At 42.7% G+C, this 22,380-nt stretch carries 19 protein-coding genes and 2 tRNA genes; 14 read left to right on the top strand and 7 right to left on the bottom strand.

Going from position 1 to position 22,380, the window contains the following annotated elements; genetic code table 11:
- Positions 1-62: 62 nt before the first annotated feature.
- From AC5JPO_RS08460 to pilB, 3 genes are all read right to left on the bottom strand, one after another.
- Positions 63-965 carry a prepilin peptidase gene (locus tag AC5JPO_RS08460; RefSeq protein WP_493853827.1) on the bottom strand — a complete coding sequence of 301 codons (903 nt, stop codon included), beginning with the start codon at positions 963-965 and terminating at the stop codon, positions 63-65.
- A gap of 7 nt (positions 966-972) precedes the next feature.
- Positions 973-2,196 carry a type II secretion system F family protein gene (locus AC5JPO_RS08455; protein ID WP_493853826.1) on the bottom strand — a complete coding sequence of 408 codons (1,224 nt, stop codon included), beginning with the start codon at positions 2,194-2,196 and terminating at the stop codon, positions 973-975.
- Between the two features lie 172 nt (positions 2,197-2,368).
- Positions 2,369-4,084 (bottom strand): type IV-A pilus assembly ATPase PilB, encoded by a 1,716-nt coding sequence (pilB, locus tag AC5JPO_RS08450; protein ID WP_493853825.1) that lies wholly within the window; start codon positions 4,082-4,084, stop codon positions 2,369-2,371.
- Positions 4,085-4,503: 419 nt separating this feature from the next.
- Here pilB and tpiA point away from each other — a divergent pair, with 419 nt between their 5' ends.
- The 14 genes from tpiA (at position 4,504) to pnp (ending at position 18,285) form a co-directional block, all read left to right on the top strand.
- A complete protein-coding gene (gene tpiA / locus AC5JPO_RS08445; RefSeq protein ID WP_493853824.1) occupies positions 4,504-5,328 on the top strand; it encodes a triose-phosphate isomerase in 825 nt (274 codons plus the stop codon).
- 206 nt (positions 5,329-5,534) lie between these two features.
- A complete protein-coding gene (secG, locus tag AC5JPO_RS08440) occupies positions 5,535-5,843 on the top strand; it encodes a preprotein translocase subunit SecG (protein ID WP_319050749.1) in 309 nt (102 codons plus the stop codon).
- Between the two features lie 143 nt (positions 5,844-5,986).
- Positions 5,987-6,071, top strand: a tRNA-Leu gene (locus AC5JPO_RS08435).
- A gap of 124 nt (positions 6,072-6,195) precedes the next feature.
- Positions 6,196-6,272, top strand: a tRNA-Met gene (locus tag AC5JPO_RS08430).
- Positions 6,273-6,727: 455 nt separating this feature from the next.
- Positions 6,728-7,228: a ribosome maturation factor RimP gene (gene rimP / locus AC5JPO_RS08425; RefSeq protein ID WP_493853823.1), complete on the top strand. Its 501-nt coding sequence runs from the start codon at positions 6,728-6,730 to the stop codon at positions 7,226-7,228.
- Positions 7,229-7,386: 158 nt separating this feature from the next.
- Complete coding sequence (nusA, locus tag AC5JPO_RS08420; RefSeq protein WP_319050747.1) at positions 7,387-8,871, top strand: transcription termination factor NusA; 1,485 nt, start codon at positions 7,387-7,389, stop codon at positions 8,869-8,871.
- A 151-nt stretch (positions 8,872-9,022) separates the two neighbouring features.
- Positions 9,023-11,749 (top strand): translation initiation factor IF-2, encoded by a 2,727-nt coding sequence (gene infB, locus AC5JPO_RS08415; RefSeq protein ID WP_319050746.1) that lies wholly within the window; start codon positions 9,023-9,025, stop codon positions 11,747-11,749.
- Positions 11,750-11,942: 193 nt separating this feature from the next.
- Positions 11,943-12,332, top strand: a complete 390-nt coding sequence (locus tag AC5JPO_RS08410; RefSeq protein ID WP_301450984.1) for a ribosome-binding factor A — start codon at positions 11,943-11,945, stop codon at positions 12,330-12,332.
- Between the two features lie 9 nt (positions 12,333-12,341).
- Positions 12,342-13,436: a tRNA pseudouridine(55) synthase TruB gene (gene truB, locus AC5JPO_RS08405; RefSeq protein ID WP_493853822.1), complete on the top strand. Its 1,095-nt coding sequence runs from the start codon at positions 12,342-12,344 to the stop codon at positions 13,434-13,436.
- 348 nt (positions 13,437-13,784) lie between these two features.
- Entirely contained in the window at positions 13,785-14,309 is a 525-nt protein-coding gene (locus AC5JPO_RS08400) for a type 1 glutamine amidotransferase domain-containing protein (protein ID WP_493843976.1), read from the top strand.
- A 69-nt stretch (positions 14,310-14,378) separates the two neighbouring features.
- On the top strand, positions 14,379-14,540 hold the full coding sequence (locus AC5JPO_RS08395; RefSeq protein ID WP_493843975.1) for a hypothetical protein: 162 nt from the start codon (positions 14,379-14,381) through the stop codon (positions 14,538-14,540).
- 110 nt (positions 14,541-14,650) lie between these two features.
- Complete coding sequence (locus tag AC5JPO_RS08390) at positions 14,651-14,821, top strand: hypothetical protein (RefSeq protein WP_319050741.1); 171 nt, start codon at positions 14,651-14,653, stop codon at positions 14,819-14,821.
- A 348-nt stretch (positions 14,822-15,169) separates the two neighbouring features.
- Entirely contained in the window at positions 15,170-15,436 is a 267-nt protein-coding gene (gene rpsO / locus AC5JPO_RS08385) for a 30S ribosomal protein S15 (RefSeq protein ID WP_045443035.1), read from the top strand.
- 746 nt (positions 15,437-16,182) lie between these two features.
- Positions 16,183-18,285, top strand: coding sequence for a polyribonucleotide nucleotidyltransferase (pnp, locus tag AC5JPO_RS08380; protein WP_493843974.1), 2,103 nt, complete (start codon positions 16,183-16,185; stop codon positions 18,283-18,285).
- 133 nt (positions 18,286-18,418) lie between these two features.
- On the opposite strand, the gene AC5JPO_RS08375 is transcribed toward pnp, so the two are convergent.
- The 4 genes from AC5JPO_RS08375 to AC5JPO_RS08360 form a co-directional block, all read right to left on the bottom strand.
- On the bottom strand, positions 18,419-18,982 hold the full coding sequence (locus AC5JPO_RS08375; RefSeq protein WP_493843973.1) for a hypothetical protein: 564 nt from the start codon (positions 18,980-18,982) through the stop codon (positions 18,419-18,421).
- Between the two features lie 29 nt (positions 18,983-19,011).
- Positions 19,012-19,563 carry a hypothetical protein gene (locus AC5JPO_RS08370; protein WP_493843972.1) on the bottom strand — a complete coding sequence of 184 codons (552 nt, stop codon included), beginning with the start codon at positions 19,561-19,563 and terminating at the stop codon, positions 19,012-19,014.
- A 177-nt stretch (positions 19,564-19,740) separates the two neighbouring features.
- Positions 19,741-19,998 (bottom strand): YheV family putative zinc ribbon protein, encoded by a 258-nt coding sequence (locus AC5JPO_RS08365; RefSeq protein ID WP_493843971.1) that lies wholly within the window; start codon positions 19,996-19,998, stop codon positions 19,741-19,743.
- Positions 19,999-22,194 (bottom strand): M3 family metallopeptidase, encoded by a 2,196-nt coding sequence (locus AC5JPO_RS08360; RefSeq protein ID WP_493853821.1) that lies wholly within the window; start codon positions 22,192-22,194, stop codon positions 19,999-20,001.
- Positions 22,195-22,380 lie beyond the last annotated feature (186 nt).

Here is a 22,380-nt window from a genome sequence, read left to right as displayed (position 1 = left end):
TAGATTTCAAAAAATCTTGTTTATTCGTTTATACATGTCTGCTGAAAAGTTATGAGAATCATTTAGTAAGTATACATGCCAAGATACCAACTGACGATATCTGAACCATACAACAACGCCACGATGCCTGCGATAGCAATGTAAGGACCAAAGGCAAAAGGCTTGCTCTCACCTTGCTTTTTCATCAAGATTAACCCGACAATTGACCCAAGTAGGGACGATAATAGAATTATTAAAGGTAACATCATAGGCCCAAGCCAAGCGCCCAATACTGCTAATAGTTTAAAATCGCCTTGTCCCATTCCATGTTTTTTTGTGATCAAGTAAAACACCTTCACGACGATCCATAGCGACAAAAACCCTAGCAGTAACCCCCAAATCGACTGTATTGGCGACACAAACCAACTTTGTGAGTTCACCGCGAGCCCCAAACCTGCCAATGGAAACGTCAAACGGTCAGGTAGTAGCTGCGTATCAAAATCAATCCCTGTCAAAGCCACTAATGTCCATACTAAAACCAGAGCGGACAGCCCTGTAGCATTTACACCGAATTTATAGATCACTAACACTGATAGTAGGGCAGTTACCAGCTCGACTAAAGGATAACGTATGCCGATTGATGCTTTACAACTGGAGCAGCGTCCGCGCAGCATTAACCAACTGATTAAAGGTATATTCTCATACCATCTGATTTTGTGGGCACAATGAGGACAGCGAGACGCTGGCCGACTCAAAGTGATTGGCTGGTCTTTCGCTACAATGTTTGCTATTGGTAGCGTGTGCTCGCGCGGCATGTCTACTTGTTCAATCATGAACTGACTGCATTCTTGTCGCCATCCATGCAGCATCATGAGGGGAGTACGATGAATAACCACATTCAAAAAACTACCGATACAAAGACCCAATAGACCAAATATAATTAAAGCTAAGGCAGTATGTTCTTGTAGTAACTGTATAAATTGCATCGATCTATTATCCTACTACAGAGCCCATTTGGAAGATTGGCAGATACATCGCAATGACTAGACCACCGACCAAGACTCCCAGTACTGCCATAATTAAAGGTTCCATCAAACTGGTTAAACCATCAACAGCATTGTCTACTTCATTTTCGTAATAGACGGCGACTTTATCCAGCATCTCTTCCAAGCTACCGGATTCTTCACCGATACCAACCATCTGAATGACCAGACTTGGAAACAAGTTGGTAGATCGGATAGAGAATTGCAATTGCTGACCAGTAGACACATCATTTTTAATCTGCTGCGTAGCATTGTAAAATACAACGTTGTTGGTCGCGCCAGCAGTAGAGTCTAAAGCATCGATAAGTGGTACACCGGCGGCAAAAGTTGTAGATAGTGTTCGAGAAAAACGAGCGATAATTGCCTGATAGGCGATATTGCCAAAAATTGGTGCTTTTAAGACAGCGCGGTCTAAAAAATCACGGAATTTCTTCGAGCGTTTTTTAGCTTCTGAAAAACCTATAATGGCGCCGCCAATAATAATAATCAAAATAAACCACCATGATTGCATCCACTCAGACATGCCAACGACCATTTGAGTAAACGCAGGTAGTTCTGCACCGAAGGAGCCAAACAGATCAGAAAATACGGGGACTACCTTTATTAAGAGAATCATAGTAACGATAATGGCAACTACGATAACAGCAATAGGATATTTCATTGCTTTTTTGATTTTTGCTTTTAATAGCTCGCTCTTTTCTTTATAGGTAGCTACGCGTTCGAGCATCGTTTCAAGTGCACCTGATTGTTCACCTGATTCAACAAGCGAGCAGAACAAGTCATCAAAATAGCGAGGATGTTTGCGTAGAGCAGAAGCAAAGGTACCACCCGCTTCGATATCCGCTTTAATCTGTAGGACTAAATCCTTCATACTGGGGTTATCAAGTGAGTCAGCGACAATCTCGAAGGACTGGGTGAGCGGAACGCCTGCTTTCATCATCGTTGCTAGCTGACGAGCAAAAATAGCAATATCAATGGCTTTAATCGGTTTTTTAAAGGTGTAAAGAGGCTTCGGTTTTTTCTTGATACCTTTAACCGTGATGCCCTGTTTGCGTAGGGTCGCTTTAGCTAATTCTAAGCTGCGACTGGTCGTTTCACCCTTTACTTTCTGCCCGCGTCTGTTCGTACCATCATAGGTAAAGTCCAACAACATATCGGTCTTAGCTTTTGCCATGTTACTACCCTCAAAATGATCCAGTATAGATATTACAAATGTATAGGAGGATGCCGAACGCGTAATATTGGCTAGGCATACTTTATTTTAGCGTAAAAAACCAGTGTTTATCTGTTTTATTTTTAATTACTAGCTACAAACTTATGAGAGACCGATATCAACACTTAGGTGTCTATTCAGAAGTAACCCGCATCATTTCTTGTATACTAGTGACACCTTGTAGGACTTTTAAAATACCCGAACGGCGTAGATCGCGGAAACCATTTTTGAGAGCAGCATCTTTAATATCTATGGCATTACCGTCTTCCATAATAATACGTGAGATATCAGGGCTTACCTTCATCACTTCGTAAATACCGACACGACCTTTGTAACCTTCACGGCATTCATTGCAGCCTACTGGCTCATAAATAACATTATCTTGATTGTCTAAGTCGGCATCGGTAAAACCAATCTCTAACAGGCTTTGCCGTGGAATACTGATCGGTTTTTTACAGTTTTTACATAGTCGTCGTGCCAAGCGTTGAGCGATAACAAGATTGACCGAAGTCGCAATGTTAAAAGAAGCGACGCCCATATTACGTAAACGCGTCAATGTTTCGGGTGCAGAGTTAGTATGCAAAGTTGAAAGTACCATATGTCCAGTCTGAGCTGCTTTTATAGCAATCTCGGCGGTTTCTAAGTCACGAATCTCACCAACCATGACAATATCAGGATCTTGACGTAAGAAAGATTTGAGCGCATTGGCGAAGGTTAAACCGACTTTAGGGTTGACGTTAACTTGGTTGATTCCCTCAAGGTTAATCTCGACAGGGTCTTCGGCCGTTGAGATATTGGTGGCGCCCGTATTCAAGATGTTGATACCAGTGTAAAGTGATACCGTCTTACCAGAACCAGTAGGACCAGTGATGAGGAGCATGCCTTGTGGTTTGTGTAATGCCTCTAAAAACATTTCCTGCTGATCTGGTTCATAGCCCAATGCATCAATACCGAGCATTGCTGATGAAGGGTCCAAAATACGCAAAACAAGTTTTTCACCGAACAATGTTGGTAGTGAGTTTACCCGAAAATCAATGGCTTTATTTTTAGAAATTTTTAGTTTAATGCGTCCATCTTGCGGTACTCTGCGTTCAGAGATATCCATCTGTGACATAACTTTCAAACGGGCTGCAATTTTATTGGCAAGTTGCACAGGTGGATTGGCCATTTTTTGCATGACTCCGTCGACGCGAAAACGTACTCGAAAAGATTTCTCATAGGGTTCAAAATGTAAATCAGAAGCTCCCATACGTATAGCATCAACCAGCATTTTATTGACGAACTTTACGACAGGTGCTTCATCAACGCCATCGCTAAGCTTGGTTTCCCCATCATCCTTATCTTCATCGCCATCTTCAAAACCAACATTTAAATCACTATCAGAAAAGCTATCAAAACTTTGCATCGTATCAGCGTAAACATTTTCGATTCGCTTTTTGAGTTTGTTTTCTTCAACAACGATGGTCTCGATCGACAAGCGAGAGTTAAAAGCAATGGCATCAATGGCATCAACACGGGTTGGGTCACTGAGTGCCACAAACAGGCGTTGACCCCGCTTGAATAGTGGCAAAGCATTAAACTTACGAACGATCTTTTCATCTACCAGGTCTTTTGGAATAACATCAGTGCTTAGTGCATCTAGATCAAATAATGGGTCACCAAAAGCTTGCGATAGCATTTGGGCGAGGTGATAAGCATCAGCCAGTTTATTGTCCACAAGGTAAGGTACCAAACCTATTTGCTGTTGTTGCGATTCCATTTGCGCTGTTTTCATGTTTGCTTCGCTAACAACACCATCACTGATGAGTTGTTGGGCTAGACCACCATACTTACTGGTTGCAATAGACATTATGACCTCTCCTTAATACCAAATATTTTGCATACGCCTTCGGTACGTACGTACTAATTATTTACAATTTAAAATATTTGCGGTGATTGATACATTGTTTTCTCAGTAAATCTCTTTAACACTTTATGATCTTGCTTAATCTGTCATTCTTGGCATATTTACGTAAAGAGAAGCCAATAACGGCATTTAATATTGTTATGCTTAATAATATACGACTTTACTTTAGTTTGAAGGCTTTATATTAACAATCAAATCGTCATAGTATAAAAGTATGGCTGACAACCTTGACGCTTGCATGCAGTGATCAAAACGCTCAGCGCTTCTTGATAGAACCCTACTATAGCACTTGCGAATTATTTGTTATACTGGCGCGCATATTAGCCGAATTGGCATCAATACATGAGACAAGGTAAATGAGTATGCAAGCTTGGGTGATCGGTAATTGGAAGCAAAATCCAGCAACTAGCAATGATGTTAGTGTGTTGTTAGATGAGTTGCTGTCTAAAATGGGCACCCAAAAACAAGCCGGCATGACAATTTCTAATAGCCAATGCAAATTAATGGTAGCACCAAGCTGTATTCATTTATCCGCGGTCAGCGAACGCTTAGCAAGCAGCACAATACTCAGTGCCGCTCAAGATATTAGCACCTATAGCGCGAATGTTGGCGCGTATACTGGTGACTGTTCAGCACAGCAAGTCGCCGATGCGGGTGCCACTTGGACAATACTTGGTCATTCGGAGCGTCGCCAATACCATAAAGAATCTCACGATTGCCTGTTGAACAAGTTATCTCATGCATTTTCGGAGAACTTAGGTGTGGTGTTTTGTATTGGGGAAACACAAGAGCAGTATGATGACCATCAAACACTGAATGTTATTGATACACAGCTCTCAGTAATAAAAGACTTACTTGTCCAGCAGCCACATCTTATCTCGCTGCTCTCTGAGAAACTGATTATTGCTTACGAACCTGTATGGGCTATCGGTACGGGTAAAGTGCCGACGGTAGAGGAAGTCAGTAAGACGCATCAGTATATCAAGCAAGCTATTGCAGGCTTTGCTAGCAATGTATACAGTATCACGGTGCTCTATGGTGGTAGTGTCAATGCCAGTAATGCTGAAAGCTTTGCTGCGGATCCTATGATTGATGGTGCTTTGGTTGGTGGTGCTTCATTAAAGGCAGAGAGCTTTTTAGCAATTGCGAATGCTTTTGATCAAGCTAATGCTCAATTAGATAAATAATTCCCATATATCAAGATCATAGCCTACAGAGACTATTACGTACTGTGGCTTTATCAGTGGGTAAAAGTAGGTTTAACAGTGCCCTTGCAATCGTGTACAATGCGCCTTATTTATAGAATCGACCCAGCATCATTAGATGCTACTTCCATTAACCCTAAGTTTTATTTTTCGTTATCAGTCGTCATTACGCGGCAAAAGAGGCCACCATGTTTACGTTTATATTAGCCCTGCATATTATTGTGGCCATTGCCATGATTGGCTTGATTTTGATACAGCATGGTAAAGGGGCAGATGCTGGGGCTTCTTTTGGTGCTGGCTCGTCAGGTACGGTATTTGGCGCAGCAGGTACGGCTAATTTCTTGACGCGCGCGACAGCGGCACTAACCGTGGTATTTTTTATTACGAGTATGACGCTTGCGGTTCATGCTCGTAAGCAGGCTGAAGATCAGTTCCGTTTGGACGCGCCAGTGTCAGTACCGCAAACACCGCGTCCGTTAACAGAAAACCCTGAATAAGTGTCTTTTGAGCAGGCAACGCTTGCTATTTTGGCACGTTAGATTTACAATGCTTTCCTGTTTTCGCAATGCCTATGTCTACCGATGCCTACCTTAAGCATCATTTGCTGTAGATTAGATGCTAGAGAACAGCGTAGTAAGATGCGATTGTGGTGGAATTGGTAGACACGCCATCTTGAGGGGGTGGTGGCGCAAGCTGTGGGGGTTCAAGTCCCCCCAATCGCACCAAGTTTTATAGACGTAGCATAGCGTCAGGTTAGATCTTTTAGTAGAAAACACTTAATTTATAATTCATTTAAAATAAGTGTTGACACTTCTATAAAGTCTCCCTATAATATGCGTTCTAGATTGATGCGGGGTGGAGCAGTCTGGTAGCTCGTCGGGCTCATAACCCGAAGGTCGTTGGTTCAAATCCAGCCCCCGCTACCACTTTTTATACTGATGTTTTGTATACCAAATTTGTCAGTACCGATTAGCCCACCATTATGCTTGTGGGTTTTTTTGTATCTAAAGGTCGGTGTTATCGCGGTATCTATCCTACTTGTGCTAAGCTCTAAGTCAATAGAGTATGATATTACTCGTCACTGGTCATCATCGGCCGCCACTGGCACGATGCTCCTTAAGCAACACTATCTTTTATTCCTCACGCTTTCATCGATAGTAGTGCTTTATGAATAATAAAAGCATTGTTTGGCTGAGCTTGATGTTTTTTATGCTCATCCCTATATAAAGGCACAACACATTTGATATGTTTGTGATTTATAATTATATAATGACCGTGATTCTTCTTACCAAACCAAAAAATTTATATAGATAGAAGAGTAAGACTTCAATACGGTTTACTAAGTACGACAGATAAGTGAATAGGAAAAGACAAAGAGATTATGAAGCTTTCGACTAAAGTTGCAGAACTGACTAATATTATCGCTCCTGCTGTGGCTGCCTGTGATGTGTCATTATGGGGTATCGAGTTTGCGCCACAAGGTCGCCGCTCTTTACTGCGCATTTATATTGAGGCATTGCCAGAAGAGCAAGCCCAAGATAAACATGTGACAATCGAAGACTGTGCAGCGGTGAATCACCAGGTTAGTGGTATTTTAGAGGTACATGACCCTATCGCTGGCGAATATATCTTAGAAGTATCTTCACCTGGTTTTGATCGTGCGTTTTTCTCAGATGAGCAGATGCATGCGTATGTCGGTCAAACTGTGAGCTTGCGTCTGATTCAAGCCATTGGTACTGGTGATCAAAAACGCCGCAAAGCGACAGGCACATTAGATAGCATGGATGAGAATTCGCTTAAGCTGACATCAAGTGATGGTGAACAGTTTGAGATTGCATTAAGTAATATTGATAAAGCCAATTTAGTTTATGAAGATGCCTAAATTTATACTATAACGTAACTGTTAAGAACCATAAAGTGACATATAAGAGAGTAGTGGTGTCATCTTTCAATAGCTTACATGGCTTATAGTAACGATATAATAGCAACACCCAAATTATAAAATTTAAGTCAATTAAAAAATGATAGGACAGGTATAGCATGAGTCGTGAAATCTTAACGGTAGTAGAAACTGTCAGTAATGAAAAGGGCTTAAATCCTGAAGATATCTTTGAAGCAATAGAAGATGCTTTGGTGGTATCGACTAAGAAAAAAGTATATACCGAACAGCCAGAAGTAGAAGTACGCGTATCAATCGACCGTGCCACTGGCGACTACGATACTTATCGTTACTGGACCGTGGTTGCAGATGAAGACCATGAAATGCCAGCTTGTCAGCTTGCGATCACAGATCTTGATCAAGAAGAATGGTCAATTGGTGATATCAAAGAGGAGCAGATCGAATCGATCGAATTTGGTCGTATTGCAGCTACTCAAGCAAAACAGGTCATCATCCAAAAAATTCGTGAAGCTGAGCGCGCGCTTGTTGCCGATGCTTTTGAGCCACGTGTCGGTGAAATGATGTATGGCGAAGTCAAAAAACAGACACGTGATGGTTATATCATTGACTTGGGCGATAACGCCGAAGGCTATTTGTCACGCGATCAGATGTTGCCACGTGAGCAACTACGTGCCAAATCTCGTATCAATGCTATCTTATATCATGTGAACCGTGAAAACCGCGGTGCACAGCTATTGTTATCTCGCACGCATCCAGAAATGTTATCAGCATTGATGCAAAAAGAAGTGCCTGAGATTGCAGAACAAATTATTGAAATTCGCAACGTTGCTCGTCTGCCGGGTACCCGTGCTAAAATAGCGGTTAAGACTAACGATCATCGTATTGATCCAGTGGGTGCTTGTATCGGTATGCGTGGTACACGTATTCAAGCGGTACAACAAGAGTTGGATGGTGAGCGTATCGATGTTGTGGTCTGGTCAGATGATCCAGCCCAATTTATCATCAGCTCTTTAGAGCCTGCTGACGTTAGCAGTATTATTCTAGACGAAGATGCACAGACAGCAGACATTATCTTTAGTACCAATGATCAGCTAGCGCGCGCGATTGGCTCACAAGGTCAAAATGTACGTTTGGCTTCTGAATTGACTGGTTATAAGCTGAATATGATGCTCGAAGAAGAGTACAAGCAGCGTCAAGAAAATGAATCAAAAGCATTTATTGAGTTGTTTTATGAGCGTCTAGAAGTGGACCAAGACTTAGCACAGGCATTGGTTGATATCGGTTTTACCAGTATTGAAGAAGTGGCTTACGTACCTGTTGAGACCTTCTATGACATTGAAGGCCTAGATGATGAAGCCATCGACATGATTCAAGAGCGTGCCAAAGAAGTTGTCATCGCAGACGAATTGGTCAAACAACAGAACATGAAAGAGCCAAGTCAAGAGCTCCAAGAGCTTGAAGGTATGACAGTCAGCTGGGCCTATAAAATGGCACAAAAAGACATCATCACCGTTGATGACTTGGCAGAACAAGCCGTCTTCGACTTAGAAGATATCGAAGGATTAGACTCTGAAACTGCAGGAAAACTCATCATGAAAGCTCGGGAATCTTGGTTCGATGAATAAGCGGTAACTGCATATCGCTGTCTTTTGGTGATATGCTATTGAGAATAAAGTGCCAATACTTACATGTTGTAGGTACTGGCCTTAACCCAATCATTTGTAGCCAACAACTGAATTGAACATATAGCAAATAATAGACAGTAGGTGATAATAAATGGCAGATAAGACCGTCAAAGAACTGGCAGAAATGGTAGGCAAAACTACAAATGCTGTACAGCAGCAACTAGTAGATGCTGGCCTACCTGCTCGCGCAGAGGATGACCTAGTCACCGAGCTTGAGCAAGAGAAGCTAGTGACGTATTTAAAGCAAAGTCATGGTCAACAAGAAAAGCGCCGTATCAGTCTTAAATCTAAGACAACCAGTACCGCGCGTGTGACCGGATCTTCAGGTAAGTCTAAAAGCGTCAATGTTGAAGTACGCAAAAAGAAAGTATTCGAGAAGCCTGACCCAGAGAAAATGGCTGAAGAATTGGCAGCCCGTGAACAGGCTTTAGCTGAGTCTCAAGAGCGTGCCGCTAAAGAAGCTGAAGAGCGTGCAGCTACTAAGAAAAAAGCTGAAGAACGTCAAGCAGCCACATTAGCTGCAATGCGTGCAAGTCTAGGCTCTAGCAAAAAATCAGACGATAAGAACGATGATGTTTCTACATCAGTCGTTGTAAAAAAAGGTGGTAAAGCCACTGCTGAAGTTAAGCCGAAAGAGCAGCCGAAGAAAAAAGTGGCTGCAACTAAGCCTAAAGTAGAAACAGCTGCTGAGCGTAAAGCTCGCGAAACGCGTGAGAAAGAAGAAGCGCGTTTACGTGAAATCGAATTAGAAACCCGCCGCACTCAAGCTGAAGAAGCGCAAAAGCGTACGCTTGAGCAAATGCGTAAAATGGCCGGTAAATATACAGATCGCGAGCCAGTTACTGAAGTGCGTAAAGATGAACCATTGGCCGAAGGTTTGGTCGGTGATGCCTTAGAAGAATCATTTGAAAAAGAGCGTCGCGAAATCAAGCGCGGTTCAAACAGCACTGGTACACGTGGCCGTCGCCGTAAAAACCAAGATGAGCGTGAAATTAAGAACCGCAAAAACGGTTTGCGTTCAACTCAGGCGTCACAGCACAAGTTTGAAAAACCAGTTGAAAAGATCGTCTACGATGTTGAGATTAGTGAGCAGATTTCAGTTGCTGATCTTGCGCAGCGTATGGCAGTTAAAGCTCGTGAAGTTACTAAATTGCTTATGAAAATGGGTGAAATGGCTCGTGAGTCAGACACGATTGACCAAGCTACAGCAAGTTTACTTGTTGAAGAGATGGGTCATAACCCCGTGCCAGTCAGCGATACAAAAGTTGAAGACGATCTACAGTACGCCGTTGATGAGCGTAGTAGTAACATCCAAACGCGTCCGCCAGTAGTAACTATCATGGGTCACGTCGATCATGGTAAAACGTCATTGCTCGACAAAATTCGTGAAACGAAAGTTGCGAATGGTGAAGCGGGCGGTATTACTCAGCACATTGGTGCTTACCACGTAAACACTGATCGCGGCGTTATTACTTTCCTAGATACTCCAGGTCACGCCGCCTTTAGTGCTATGCGTTCACGCGGTGCTCAAGCGACTGATATCGTGGTACTTGTTGTTGCAGCTGATGATGGTATGATGCCGCAAACAGCAGAAGCTATTGATCATGCACGTGCTGCCGGTACGCCAATCATTGTTGCTATTAACAAAATGGATAAGCCAGGCGCTGATCCTGACCGTGTTCTTAACGAGTTGACTACCAAAGAAGTTATCTCAGAAGAATGGGGTGGCGATACGCCGATGGCTCGTATCTCAGCCAAAACTGGCGAAGGTATTGAAGACTTATTAGAATTCATTAGCTTGCAAGCTGAGCTAATGGAACTAGAAGCGCCTCTAGACGGTGCTGCGCAGGGCGTTGTTATCGAATCAAGACTTGAAAAAGGTCGTGGTCCTGTTGTTAGCGTATTGGTCAAAAAGGGTACATTAAAGCAAGGCGATTTGGTCTTGGCTGGTGAGCACTATGGCAAGGTTCGTGCACTAACTGACGAGCATGGTCAGCGTATCAAATCAGCTGGTCCTTCTATTCCTGTAGAAATCCTAGGTCTACCTGAGACGCCTGCTGCTGGTAGCGAGTTCTTGGTGGTTACGGATGAGAAGAAAGCCCGCGAAGTTGCAGATTTCAGAACCAACCGTGAGCGTGAGCGTCAACTCGAACGTCAGAATGCTATGCGTTTAGAGAGTATGTTCGATCAGATGGGTCAAGGCGATGTGTCATTCTTGAACATTGTGCTAAAAACAGATGTACGTGGTTCACTTGAAGCATTATTAGCTGCCCTAAATGAGTTGTCTACTGAAGAAGTGAAAGTCAGAGTCATCAGCTCAGGTGTTGGTCCGATTTCTGAATCTGACGTAACGCTTGCAGAATCAAGCGAGGCGGTACTATTAGGCTTCAACGTTCGTGCAGATGCGACAGCACGCCGCAAAGCAGATACTGCTAATATGGATATTCGCTACTACAGCGTAATCTATGGTTTGATCGACGATGTAAAATCAGCAATGAGCGGTATGCTTGCTCCTGAACATCGTGAGAAAATCCTTGGTGTGGCAGATGTCCGTGAAGTATTCCGCTCTAGTAAGTTTGGTGCGGCGGCTGGTTGTATGGTCGTTGAAGGTACAATCTACCGTAACAAACCTATCCGTGTACTACGTGATGACCAAGTTATCTTTACTGGTCAATTGCAATCATTGCGTCGCTATAAAGAAGACGTCAATGAAGTACGCACTGGTATAGAGTGTGGACTAGCGGTTCGTGGCTATGATGTCGAAGCTGGTGACAAAATCGAAGTTTTTGAAATCCAAGAGTTCGCACGTACTATCTAAAGCCACTGTTCGATAGCAGAGTATGCATAATGCAGTAGGCGACATTCGCTAAGCATGCCGATACTCTGCAGATATCTAGCGGTACATAGGCCTAACAGGTACACCCTGCTAGGCCTTTTTTGGCAAGTATTTGTACTAAATTAATTGATAAGTCTATTAATAAAAATAAGCATCATTAAAGTAAGGTAATAACATGAACCAACGTCTACAACGCTTGTCCGATCAGATTCAGCGTGAGCTTGCTGTTCTTATCCGTGATGAGGTCAATGACCCTCGTCTAACAGGTTTTGTCACAATCTCTAGTGTCAAAGTCAGCCCAGATCTAGGCTATGCTGATGTCTATGTCACCATCATGGAGCCTGAGCTCAACGATGCCATGACTAAGACCAACCATGAAGACAGTATCAAAGTGCTCAACAAAGCAGCAGGATTTTTGCGTACTGAGCTGAGCCATAGTCTCAAGACACGTACTACCCCGCGTCTACGTTTTCATTATGACGAAGTGACTGCTCGTGGTAATTACATGATGGACTTGATCAGTAAAGCCGTCACTAAAACTGAGCAAAACGAGAATGACGAGTAAATTATAATTATGTCTATAGTGTCCAAACAAGTGGATAAAAGAGCGAATAAAACGCCTGATAAAACAAAAGTATCGGGTGTTATTTTGGTGGATAAACCTCAAGGCATGACTTCACAGCAAGTCGTATCTAAAGTGAAATATTTGTTTAAATCACCTAATCATGACAGTAAAAAAGCAGGTCATACAGGTACGCTTGATCCAATGGCAACAGGCTTACTGCCGATTTGCTTGGGTGAAGCCACCAAGTTCAGTCATTATCAACTGGATGCCGATAAATCTTACCAAGCGACTATTCTACTTGGTAGCCAAACGGATACTGGTGATGCAGACGGTCAAGTCATTGCACAAGCATCTATTCCAGAGTTTGACGAAGACTTATTAGCGACTATTGCACAGCAGTTTTTGGGTGCGCAGCAGCAAATACCACCGATGTATTCAGCACTGAAAAAAGATGGCAAAAAACTTTACGAATACGCCCGTGCTGGTATTGAGGTTGATAGGCCACCGAGAGATATTACCATTAAAGCGATCGATCTGAATGTGATTGACGATCATCAAATCCGCTTAACAGTAACGTGTACCAAGGGTACGTATGTGCGTGTACTCGCGGAAGATATTGCAAAGGGTCTAGGTACGCTTGGGCATCTGACTGCTCTGCGCCGTACACAGGTAGGTAAGTTTAATATCGATAAATCTATCGCCTTATCATCGTTAGAAGAATGTCTTTTAGAAGAACGTCAGTTCTGGTTACTACCTATCGATGCCTGTATCGATATCGACGCTGAGCTAACGCTTACAGAAGAGCAGTGTGCTCGTGTACATATGGGACAACGTTTGAATGTATTTGATGAGCTAAACGGAGGACTCAGGGACTACATTTCTAATAAGGTTTCTTATCAACTAACCAATGCTAATGCTATTAGCACTAATGACGCTGATCTAGAAATCGATAAAGAAGGCGACGCTGACCTCGAGTCTTATCAGCTCCTAGCACATGAAATACCTGTTGATATACGTCTACTCAATGAACAAGGAGAGTTTCTTGGGTTGGGAGCTGTCAGTCTTAATGGGCGCTTACAACCAAAAAAACTTATCCAGCGCTGACACTGACATCACTTTGTATACAAACCAGTAGCCAGAACTCATTCGCTTTACTAATAGTTTACACTAATCACATACCGTCACATTTTATTGCAGGTTTCACATATGGTGAAACCTGTTTTTTTTGTACATTATATACACCAGCTAGGGAAAGCTGAGCAGAAAAATAAGACGAAAAAACCATAACAATAGAAAATAATAACTAAAATAAATATCACTATAAAAACACGAACCAAAAGACTTTATAACAATAGACAATAAGAACGAACAATAACACAGTGCAATAATTAGCTGGATCATAAAATCAAAATAATTACAGAAAATAAATAACTATAGATAGTAAGGAATATTATGAAAACGATTGCTTTTCTACTACATAACAATTTTGAGCAAGCAGAGTACGAAGAAGTTAACAATAAGCTAAAAGGCAAAGGCTACAAGACGCTTCTTATCACTACCAACAAAGACAAAAAAGTTCAAGCCATGCAGCAGGACGTAGATAAAGGCGATACCTTTACGGCTGATATCTTTGCGAGAGAAGCGAATGTCGAAGACTACGATGCGTTAGTGTTACCAGGCGGTACAGTGAACGCAGACACGATACGTGGCAACGAAGAAGCTCATCGTATCATCAACGCTATCAATGATGCAGGTAAGCCACTGGCAGCAATATGCCATGCTCCTTGGGCGCTTATTGATACGGGCATTGCCAAAGGAAAAACGCTTACTTCTTACCAATCATTGCAAACCGATTTAGAAAACGCAGGCGCCAATTACGTAGACAAAACAGTACAAATCGATGGTAATTTGATTACTTCACGTAATCCAGACGATATTGACAACTTCGCTGATGCAATACATAAAGCACTGTCTTAATCTTTTCATCTGGTTGAAGTTTAACCACGAATACATTTTAATTAATTACAACTATACTAGGGGAACATTATGTCAAACTCTAACCCAAACGACACTAAACTTGAGCAACAGCGTTCTGATTCAGCGAATGCGGCTCTTAAAAGCCAAACTGAAAACAATCATACTGAAGACAGTGAAGCTGCAGCAGATCGCATTGCAGATAATCTAGAGAGTGCTAAAGAAGACAAGTAATACATCTAATGCGTCATTCTTAACTGAATGACGCTATTTTTTTTGGTACTTATTTAGTTATTAAACAAACACTAGCAATCACAAAGTCTAAAAACAATTTAGGAGTTAATATGAGTAATTCAGCAGATAACATGGACGAGCAAGAAAAAGAAATTGCACAGCTCTCAGAAGATATCAATCCTAGAGAAGATAAGACGCCTGATAGTTTGGCTGAGGCAACTACGGCACCACTCGAAGATGACGAGTTGGGCGGTAACGCTAAGGAAAACGACGTTAAGTAGCAAATGAATGGTAACTTTGCTAGATAGACGATTAGACTTACAAGTATTATGAAAAACTGCTGCTAGTTCAGTGGTTTTTTGCTATAATCATCCTCACATTTAAATCAGGTTCTAGACAGTACATTGTATCTTGCCCAGCACTAAAACTAGGTAAGAAGTCAATATGCAGCAGTTTAGGCTTATTAAATGATTGTTATCTGTAACTGAGCTTGTCGTACACTAGGTCAACTCTAGTAATGCAGGGTTGTCCTGAATGGCGTACAAGTTATTTTATTTATTATTCTATTGCTTTAAAGCCGACTTAAATTGTAGTCCGTTCTAAAGCTCTTAGCATTGCCGGAGATATTTATGCTAACTAATACCGATCGTGAACAAATCATCGCTCAATACCAACGTGGCGAAAATGACACTGGTTCTCCAGAAGTTCAAGTAGCTTTGTTGAGTGCTCGTATCAACGATTTGCAGAACCATTTCAAAGCACATAAAGCTGACCACCATAGCCGTCGCGGTCTTATCCGTATGGTTAACACACGTCGCAAATTGCTTGATTACCTAAAAGGTAAAGATCTTGGTCGTTACACGACTCTTATCAGCCAATTGGGTCTACGTCGTTAATCTGACAAATACATCACGAGGGGCCACCAAAACTAAAGACACCATTATATGGCACAATCTTGAAGTTTTCGTTAGACCATTCGGGACTTGTTTGTTGTTATCGATAATATAGATTTTTATAAAACGGCGTGGAATAGTTTCACGCCGTTTTTTTATGCTTATTCATTTTATAAGACAGGTTCAGATAATCTCGTAAATCATTAGGTAAGACGCGCAGTGTAGACAGCAGCTTTAGTAAAAACAGCACGAAATGTATATACGATCGAATTTTTTCTATTGATAGTCGCTGTGTTTTGCAATTAATTGGTCAATGGCTCCAAATCACTGTAAAATAATGCTTTGTGACTTTTACAACATATCTACTCCATACATGGCGATTATCTAAAAGTAGTAGTCTCTTAGCCTATAAGTTGATTGGATGAGCAAATACCTGACAGGTGATATCCGATAACTGTGAGTGCAAAGGTAGCCTACATGATTTTTAGCACTAAAGTCTTTTGACTTGACGCCTTTTTGATAGTATTTATAGTAAAGTCAAAATTGAACGACCGAATATATATGATAGTACGATGTCTAGCACAGACAGATATAAGAGATAACCAATTGACGTTATTGGCAGTGATTGAGATGAGTTTTTAGAAAAAGAGTGTCAATCAGTAGTAGCCATATACATAGAATTTTAATGACAGATATCAGCTTATTAGGTTGCTGATATCACTTTTGTCGGTCAACATTAGGAAGATTATATGACAATGTTTAACACCATTAAGCGTGAATTTCAGTACGGTAACCAGCAAGTTGTTATCGAGACAGGCCGTATGGCTCGTCAAGCAAACTCTATTTTAGTACACATGGGCGGCGTAACAGTATTAGTTGCAGCAGTCGTAAAGTCAGAAGCTAAAGAGGGTCAAAACTTTTTTCCGCTCACCGTAAACTATCAAGAAAAAATGTATGCAGCGGGTAAAATTCCAGGTGCTTATGGCAAACGTGAAGGTCGTGCAAGCGAATTTGAAACTTTAACCTCGCGCTTGATTGACCGTCCGATTCGTCCGCTATTCCCAGAAGGTTATGTAAACGAAATCCAAATCACAGCGACGGTTGTATCATCAGATAAAACTCAGTCTGCAGATATCGCTGCACTAATTGGTGCTTCAGCGGCATTGGCTATCTCTGATGCGCCATTCAATGGTCCTGTTGCTGCCGCTCGTGTTGGTTTCATTAATGGTGAATACGTTCTAAACCCAACGTCTGAGCAGCTTGAGACCAGTGATCTAGATTTGGTTGTAGCTGGTACTAAGTCTGCGGTATTGATGGTTGAGTCTGAAGCGGCAGAGCTGTCAGAAGACCAGATGTTAGGTGCAGTATTGTACGGTCATCAGCAGCAGCAAATTGTTATCGATAATATCGCTTCAATGGCGGAAGAAATCGGTACTGCTAAGCAGCAATACTCTGCTCCTGAGCGTGACCAAGCACTTACCAGCAGCATGAAAGAGCAGTTCGGCGAGCAAGTGGCTGACGCTTATACCATTACTGATAAGCAAGCACGTTACACCAAGCTTGACGAAATTAAGCAATCAATTATTGATGCACTTGCTGGTGATGCCGAATCAGAAGGCTATGCTGATACCGTATCTGAGCTTAAAGAAATCTATAACGACCTCAAATATCGTACCGTTCGTGACAATATCTTGTCAGGTAAACCGCGTATCGATGGTCGTGACCCTGAAACAGTTCGTGCGCTTGACGTACAAGTTGGTGTATTGCCATACACGCATGGTTCAGCACTGTTCACCCGCGGTGAGACACAGGCATTGGTTACGACTACGCTTGGCAACAGCCGTGATGTCAACATGATTGACTCACTAGGTGGCACGATTCGTGACCATTTCATGCTGCATTATAACTTCCCGCATTTCTCAGTTGGTGAAACGGGCCGTGAAGGTATTCCAAAACGTCGTGAAATCGGTCATGGCCGCCTTGCACGTCGCGGTGTACAAGCAATGCTACCAGATAGCGAACGCTTCCCATATGTGATCCGTGTAGTATCAGAGATTACTGAATCTAATGGTTCATCTTCTATGGCGTCTGTTTGCGGCGCAAGCTTGGCATTGATGGACGCAGGCGTACCACTAAAAGCACCAGTTGCTGGTATCGCGATGGGTCTGGTTAAAGAAGGCGAGCGTTTTGCTGTCTTATCAGATATCTTGGGTGATGAAGATCATCTAGGCGATATGGACTTTAAAGTAGCTGGTTCTAAAGACGGTATCACAGCGCTACAGATGGATATCAAAATCGAAGGTATCACTCCTGACATCATGGAGCAGGCGCTTAAGCAAGCACATGCTGGTCGTATCCACATCTTGGACGCAATGAATCAAGTACTGCCTGAGAGCCGTACTGAAATCAACGCTCATGCACCGAACTACGCGGTTATCGAAATCAATCCAGATAAGATTCGTGATGTTATCGGTAAAGGCGGCGCAACTATCCGTCAGTTGACTGAAGAGACTGGCGCAGTTATCGACATTGATGATGCCGGTACTATTCGTATCTTTGGTGAAAACAAAGCAGCTACCAAAGCCGCTATTGGTAAAATCGAAGCATTAACTGCTGAAGTTGAAGTTGGTAAAACTTATGAAGGTACGGTTGCTCGTATCGTAGACTTTGGTGCATTTGTCAACGTATTACCAAACACCGATGGTCTAGTGCATATCTCACAAATCGCAGAAGAGCGCGTAGAAAATGTATCAGACTATCTAAAAGAAGGCCAAGTCGTTAAAGTACTCGTACAAGACGTTGACAACCGTGGTCGTATCAAACTTACTATGAAAGGTGTTGAGCAAAACTAAGGCTCAGTATTTGATGTAGTTTGACCCAAAAAAACCGCCTTGAGTACTCATAAAGAGTATTTCAAGGCGGTTTTTTTTATCTTTAAAAACGATAACTGAGCAATTCATAATCAGTTTATAAGTAATAGTCTGTTTATAAGCTGATGCTTTTTGGGACGTGCACATCGATACGTAGCTTTGGTAGGTCTTGTAAATAGGTAGTCAGTAATGGCAATGTATCAGTCTGCCAATCTAGAGGCAGAGAATTTGTTTCAGTACTTTGGTGAGTTGCAGTATCACGTGGATTATCAAAAATAAGTGGACGTGCCAATAGTGCAACTCTGCGTATGCCTTTATAACGTATGAGCGGCATCATCTGCTGTTGTAGATCAATCAAGGCAGTGGTGAACCAACGCGTACGCGCAGGATGGTATGGGTGATTCGATACCACAAGGTTAGCGATATAGCTTGGCTGATTGCCATTACTACTGATACCCAGACCTGCTTGCTCACGCATGCGCTTATGCAGTAAGCAGCTGCCAACGTTTAAGCTACCATCACGGCAAGCACGATGATAGCGATGATAGTTATCAGGGTACAAGGTTTTGGCTCGTGCAAGGACAGGGTCCAAAAGAACGCCAGCGTTATTGACAGGTAATATGAGCAGTTGTGCTCTACTATTCAATATAGACGCATGCGTAAGTTGCAGGTTCGCCATCCTAAGCCTCTTTATCAGAAATGCTGTTTTTATTGTGGCTCTGTTTGACCAGCGCCATCTGCTTCTAGCTGTGCTATTTGCTGTTCGAGTAGGGCGATCTCTTCTGCTTTCATATCGGTGAGTTTTTTACTCATGGCTAATTGCTCAGCAGCCAGCTTTTCTTGTTCAGCTAAGCGCTTACGCTCATCTTCTAAACGATCAATCTCTTCTTTTGCTAGGCTGTCAGTCTTTGGTATAGGCGCGTTTAAGATAGCGGCGGGGCTGGGTAGTTCAGTGCTTGCACTCTCATCTAAAATGACACTTTCATTCATGTCTTCGCTATCATCAATGATAATATCGTGCTCGTCATTGGTCATGTCTTTTGAATTTGAAGCGGCTTTAGCGGCCTCAGTTTGCTCAGCCATTGTTGGTGATTTGCTAATAGGTAAGACAGGATCTGGTTGAGGCTTTGCCCAAATAAAGTAAGCCACAGCGACAAGTAGTAACGCAAAAATAAGGGTAATCCAAACTCGTCGGCCAGCTTTTGCAGAGGTTGCTCTAGAAGACTTGGTAGATAAAGGACGCATTTGTTTACGGTTCATATTATGATCGATTTATATCAAGACTATAAGTAGACATACTATAGCAAACTCAAAATAAAAAGCCTATCTATTGATAGATAGGCTTAATAGACCATGAAACAATGAGTGAGTAATACATAGGTTCGTTGTTTGAAACAATTGCTGAGTAGTTAGTACTAAGCGACCAGCTTTCAACAATTAAGGTTTGAACTTTACGGTACCACTAGTACCTGTAGACATCGCATTACGAGCAAGCTGATCCTCTAAATGGTTTTTGGCACTGATCGCCTCAGGATCAGGACGATGTTCCGAATGTCCACATTGGGTACACTCAATGTACTCATCTGGCGCTGGCGTGACAATATTGACTTGTACTACCGCGTCCATCTCTTGGCATTTTGGACAACGTACTCCTGCCAAAAACCGACGCTTGGGTTTAGATGACTGATAGCGCATTTAGATAACCTCACGCGTCGTCTGGTCGTTTGTAGCATCGATGTTTTTAGTATCGACAAAGCCATTGTGACGTAGTAGAGCATCAATACTGGCCCTACGACCACGGAAGTTTTCAAAGTTGGTCTTAGCTGGGAAACTACCACCAACGGATAAGACAGACTCACGAAAAGCTTTACCAGTTGCTGGGTTAAAAATACCTTCTTCCTCAAATTTACTAAAAGCATCCGCTGATAATAGCTCTGCCCATTTATAAGAGTAATAACCTGCCGCATAACCACCCGCGAAGATATGACTGAAGCCATTAGCAAAACGGTTATAGTCAGGCGTCTGCATGATAGCGATATCGCTACGTACTGCATTGAGTGTTGCTAAGATACCATCGTAATCAAGGGCTGGGGTATGAGCGTGAATCAGTAAATCAAACAATGCAAACTCGATTTGACGCAGTGTCTGTAGACCGCTTTGGAAGTTTTTTACCGCCAATAGCGCATCCAATTTATCTTTAGGCAATGGCTCACCAGACTCGACATGGCTACTGATAAGCGCAATGCCTTCAGCATCCCACGCCCAGTTTTCCATAAACTGACTAGGCAGCTCGACGGCATCCCACTCGACACCATTGACACCTGCGACATCACCGACGGTAACTTGGGTCAATAAGTGATGCAGGCCGTGACCGAACTCGTGGAACAGAGTCAATACTTCATCATGGGTCAACAAGCTTGGTTTGCCATCAAGCGCTGGTGTGAAATTGCCTACCATGAAGCAGACAGGCAGTTGTGTGTGGTTTTGCTCTTCATAGCTATAGCGAGACTGAAAACCACTCATCCATGCCCCGCCACGCTTGCCACTGCGAGCAAATAAGTCGAAGTAAAAGCCGCCAATCAAGCGATCATCGGCATCAAACAGCTGATAAAAGCGCACATCATCGTGCCAGCGTGAGACAGAGGGAACATCAGTATCAGTATTATCAAAGTCTTGCTCTTGTACCGTAATACCGTATAGACGTTCAACAATAGCAAACAAACCACTAATTACTTTTGGCAATGGGAAATAAGGACGGATCTCTTCTTGCGATAAACTAAACGCGCTTTGCTTTACTTTTTCGGCGATATAAGCGCTATCCCACGGTTGTAACTCATCAATACCATAATCTTGTGCACATTTTTGTAGTTGTGCCAAATCAGCCTTGGCAGCTGGAGTCGCTTTGGCAGCCAAATCACGTAAGAAGGTTTCCACCTCCAAGACGCTATCTGCCATCTTGGTCGATAGGGATACTTCAGCATAGTTGTCAAAGCCCAATAATTTGGCCTTTTGCTCACGTAATGCCAAAATTTGACTCATGATGTCGGCATTATTTAGCGACTCACCTTTAGTATTAGTATGAGTATCAAACTCAGAAGCACGCGTGACGTAGGCGTGATACAGCGTCTCACGTAAGCTGCGATCATCAGCATGGGTCATAACTGCCAAATATACTGGGATATTTAGCGTTGCCACGTAATAAGGAGTAGGGAGCGCATCCACATCAGCTTGGCTGAGGTTATCGCTGTCAAGCTCACGTGCCTTATACTGCTCGCCTGCATCTGCCAATAGTGCCAACCCACTTTCTGTTAGACCCTTCAGCTGTGAGTCTGCTAGAGGCAATACAAATGCTTGGGTCGCATCTAAGATATGATCTGAGAATGTTGCAGACAAGGTAGATAGCTCACTTTGGATAGCAGCAAATTTTTCTTGCTCGGTCTTAGGCAGTGCTACCCCTGATAGCTCAAAACTGCGCAGTGCCAGCTCAATCGCGCGCGCACGTGCAGGCTCAAGTGTCGCAAAGAAATCTGTGTCATTTACGATAGTCTGGTAACGACTAAAGAGCGTCTGATGCTGACCAACCCGTGTGCCATAAGCGGAGAGTTTGGGTAGTAGCTCATGATGGACATGACGAATCTCGTCGTTACTCATCACGCCATTGAGGTGTGACAAGATACCCCAGCTGCGATCTAGCGCCAGATTGATATGATCAAAACGCATGACGTCTGCCAATGCCTGTTCAGCACTTACGCTGGTAGCGTCCGTCACTGCCGAAAGGTTATCTAGAAAATTATTGGCTTCATCAATAGCATCAACGACTTGGTTCTGTAGTGTGTGCGGCGCGGCATCGGCAAAGTCGACAAGGCGCAAGTCTGAAGAAGGAATAGTCATAAAAGTATCCAATATTAATGGTTGTTATAGAGCAAACTGTCGTATCAGATCGCACTCGTTACGGTTTCAATCTGTAATGCACGGCTATTTTTATAGTCTACGATTTATAGATAAGTTATATAAAAGATGGGTTCGTTTCATAAAAATACAACCTGAATGTGCACAAACTGAGCGCGCGCTCAATGT

The organism is Psychrobacter sp. H25 (assembly GCF_059076335.1).
Note: the sequence above shows the minus strand (reverse complement) of the source record. Positions and strands in the feature narration are given on the sequence as shown.

Bases quoted from the DNA above. Each gene is read 5' to 3' on its own strand.
- AC5JPO_RS08370 (WP_493843972.1), bottom strand. From the start codon at position 19,563: ATGAACCGTAAACAAATGCGTCCTTTATCTACCAAGTCTTCTAGAGCA.
- AC5JPO_RS08360 (WP_493853821.1), bottom strand. From the start codon at position 22,194: ATGACTATTCCTTCTTCAGACTTGCGCCTTGTCGACTTTGCCGATGCC.
- AC5JPO_RS08410 (WP_301450984.1), top strand. From the start codon at position 11,943: ATGAACCAACGTCTACAACGCTTGTCCGATCAGATTCAGCGTGAGCTT.
- rpsO (WP_045443035.1), top strand. From the start codon at position 15,170: ATGCTAACTAATACCGATCGTGAACAAATCATCGCTCAATACCAACGT.
- nusA (WP_319050747.1), top strand. From the start codon at position 7,387: ATGAGTCGTGAAATCTTAACGGTAGTAGAAACTGTCAGTAATGAAAAG.
- AC5JPO_RS08460 (WP_493853827.1), bottom strand. From the start codon at position 965: ATGCAATTTATACAGTTACTACAAGAACATACTGCCTTAGCTTTAATT.
- pilB (WP_493853825.1), bottom strand. From the start codon at position 4,084: ATGTCTATTGCAACCAGTAAGTATGGTGGTCTAGCCCAACAACTCATC.
- infB (WP_319050746.1), top strand. From the start codon at position 9,023: ATGGCAGATAAGACCGTCAAAGAACTGGCAGAAATGGTAGGCAAAACT.
- truB (WP_493853822.1), top strand. From the start codon at position 12,342: ATGTCTATAGTGTCCAAACAAGTGGATAAAAGAGCGAATAAAACGCCT.
- AC5JPO_RS08375 (WP_493843973.1), bottom strand. From the start codon at position 18,982: ATGGCGAACCTGCAACTTACGCATGCGTCTATATTGAATAGTAGAGCA.
- pnp (WP_493843974.1), top strand. From the start codon at position 16,183: ATGACAATGTTTAACACCATTAAGCGTGAATTTCAGTACGGTAACCAG.
- tpiA (WP_493853824.1), top strand. From the start codon at position 4,504: ATGCAAGCTTGGGTGATCGGTAATTGGAAGCAAAATCCAGCAACTAGC.
- AC5JPO_RS08365 (WP_493843971.1), bottom strand. From the start codon at position 19,998: ATGCGCTATCAGTCATCTAAACCCAAGCGTCGGTTTTTGGCAGGAGTA.
- AC5JPO_RS08400 (WP_493843976.1), top strand. From the start codon at position 13,785: ATGAAAACGATTGCTTTTCTACTACATAACAATTTTGAGCAAGCAGAG.
- secG (WP_319050749.1), top strand. From the start codon at position 5,535: ATGTTTACGTTTATATTAGCCCTGCATATTATTGTGGCCATTGCCATG.
- AC5JPO_RS08455 (WP_493853826.1), bottom strand. From the start codon at position 2,196: ATGGCAAAAGCTAAGACCGATATGTTGTTGGACTTTACCTATGATGGT.
- AC5JPO_RS08390 (WP_319050741.1), top strand. From the start codon at position 14,651: ATGAGTAATTCAGCAGATAACATGGACGAGCAAGAAAAAGAAATTGCA.
- rimP (WP_493853823.1), top strand. From the start codon at position 6,728: ATGAAGCTTTCGACTAAAGTTGCAGAACTGACTAATATTATCGCTCCT.
- AC5JPO_RS08395 (WP_493843975.1), top strand. From the start codon at position 14,379: ATGTCAAACTCTAACCCAAACGACACTAAACTTGAGCAACAGCGTTCT.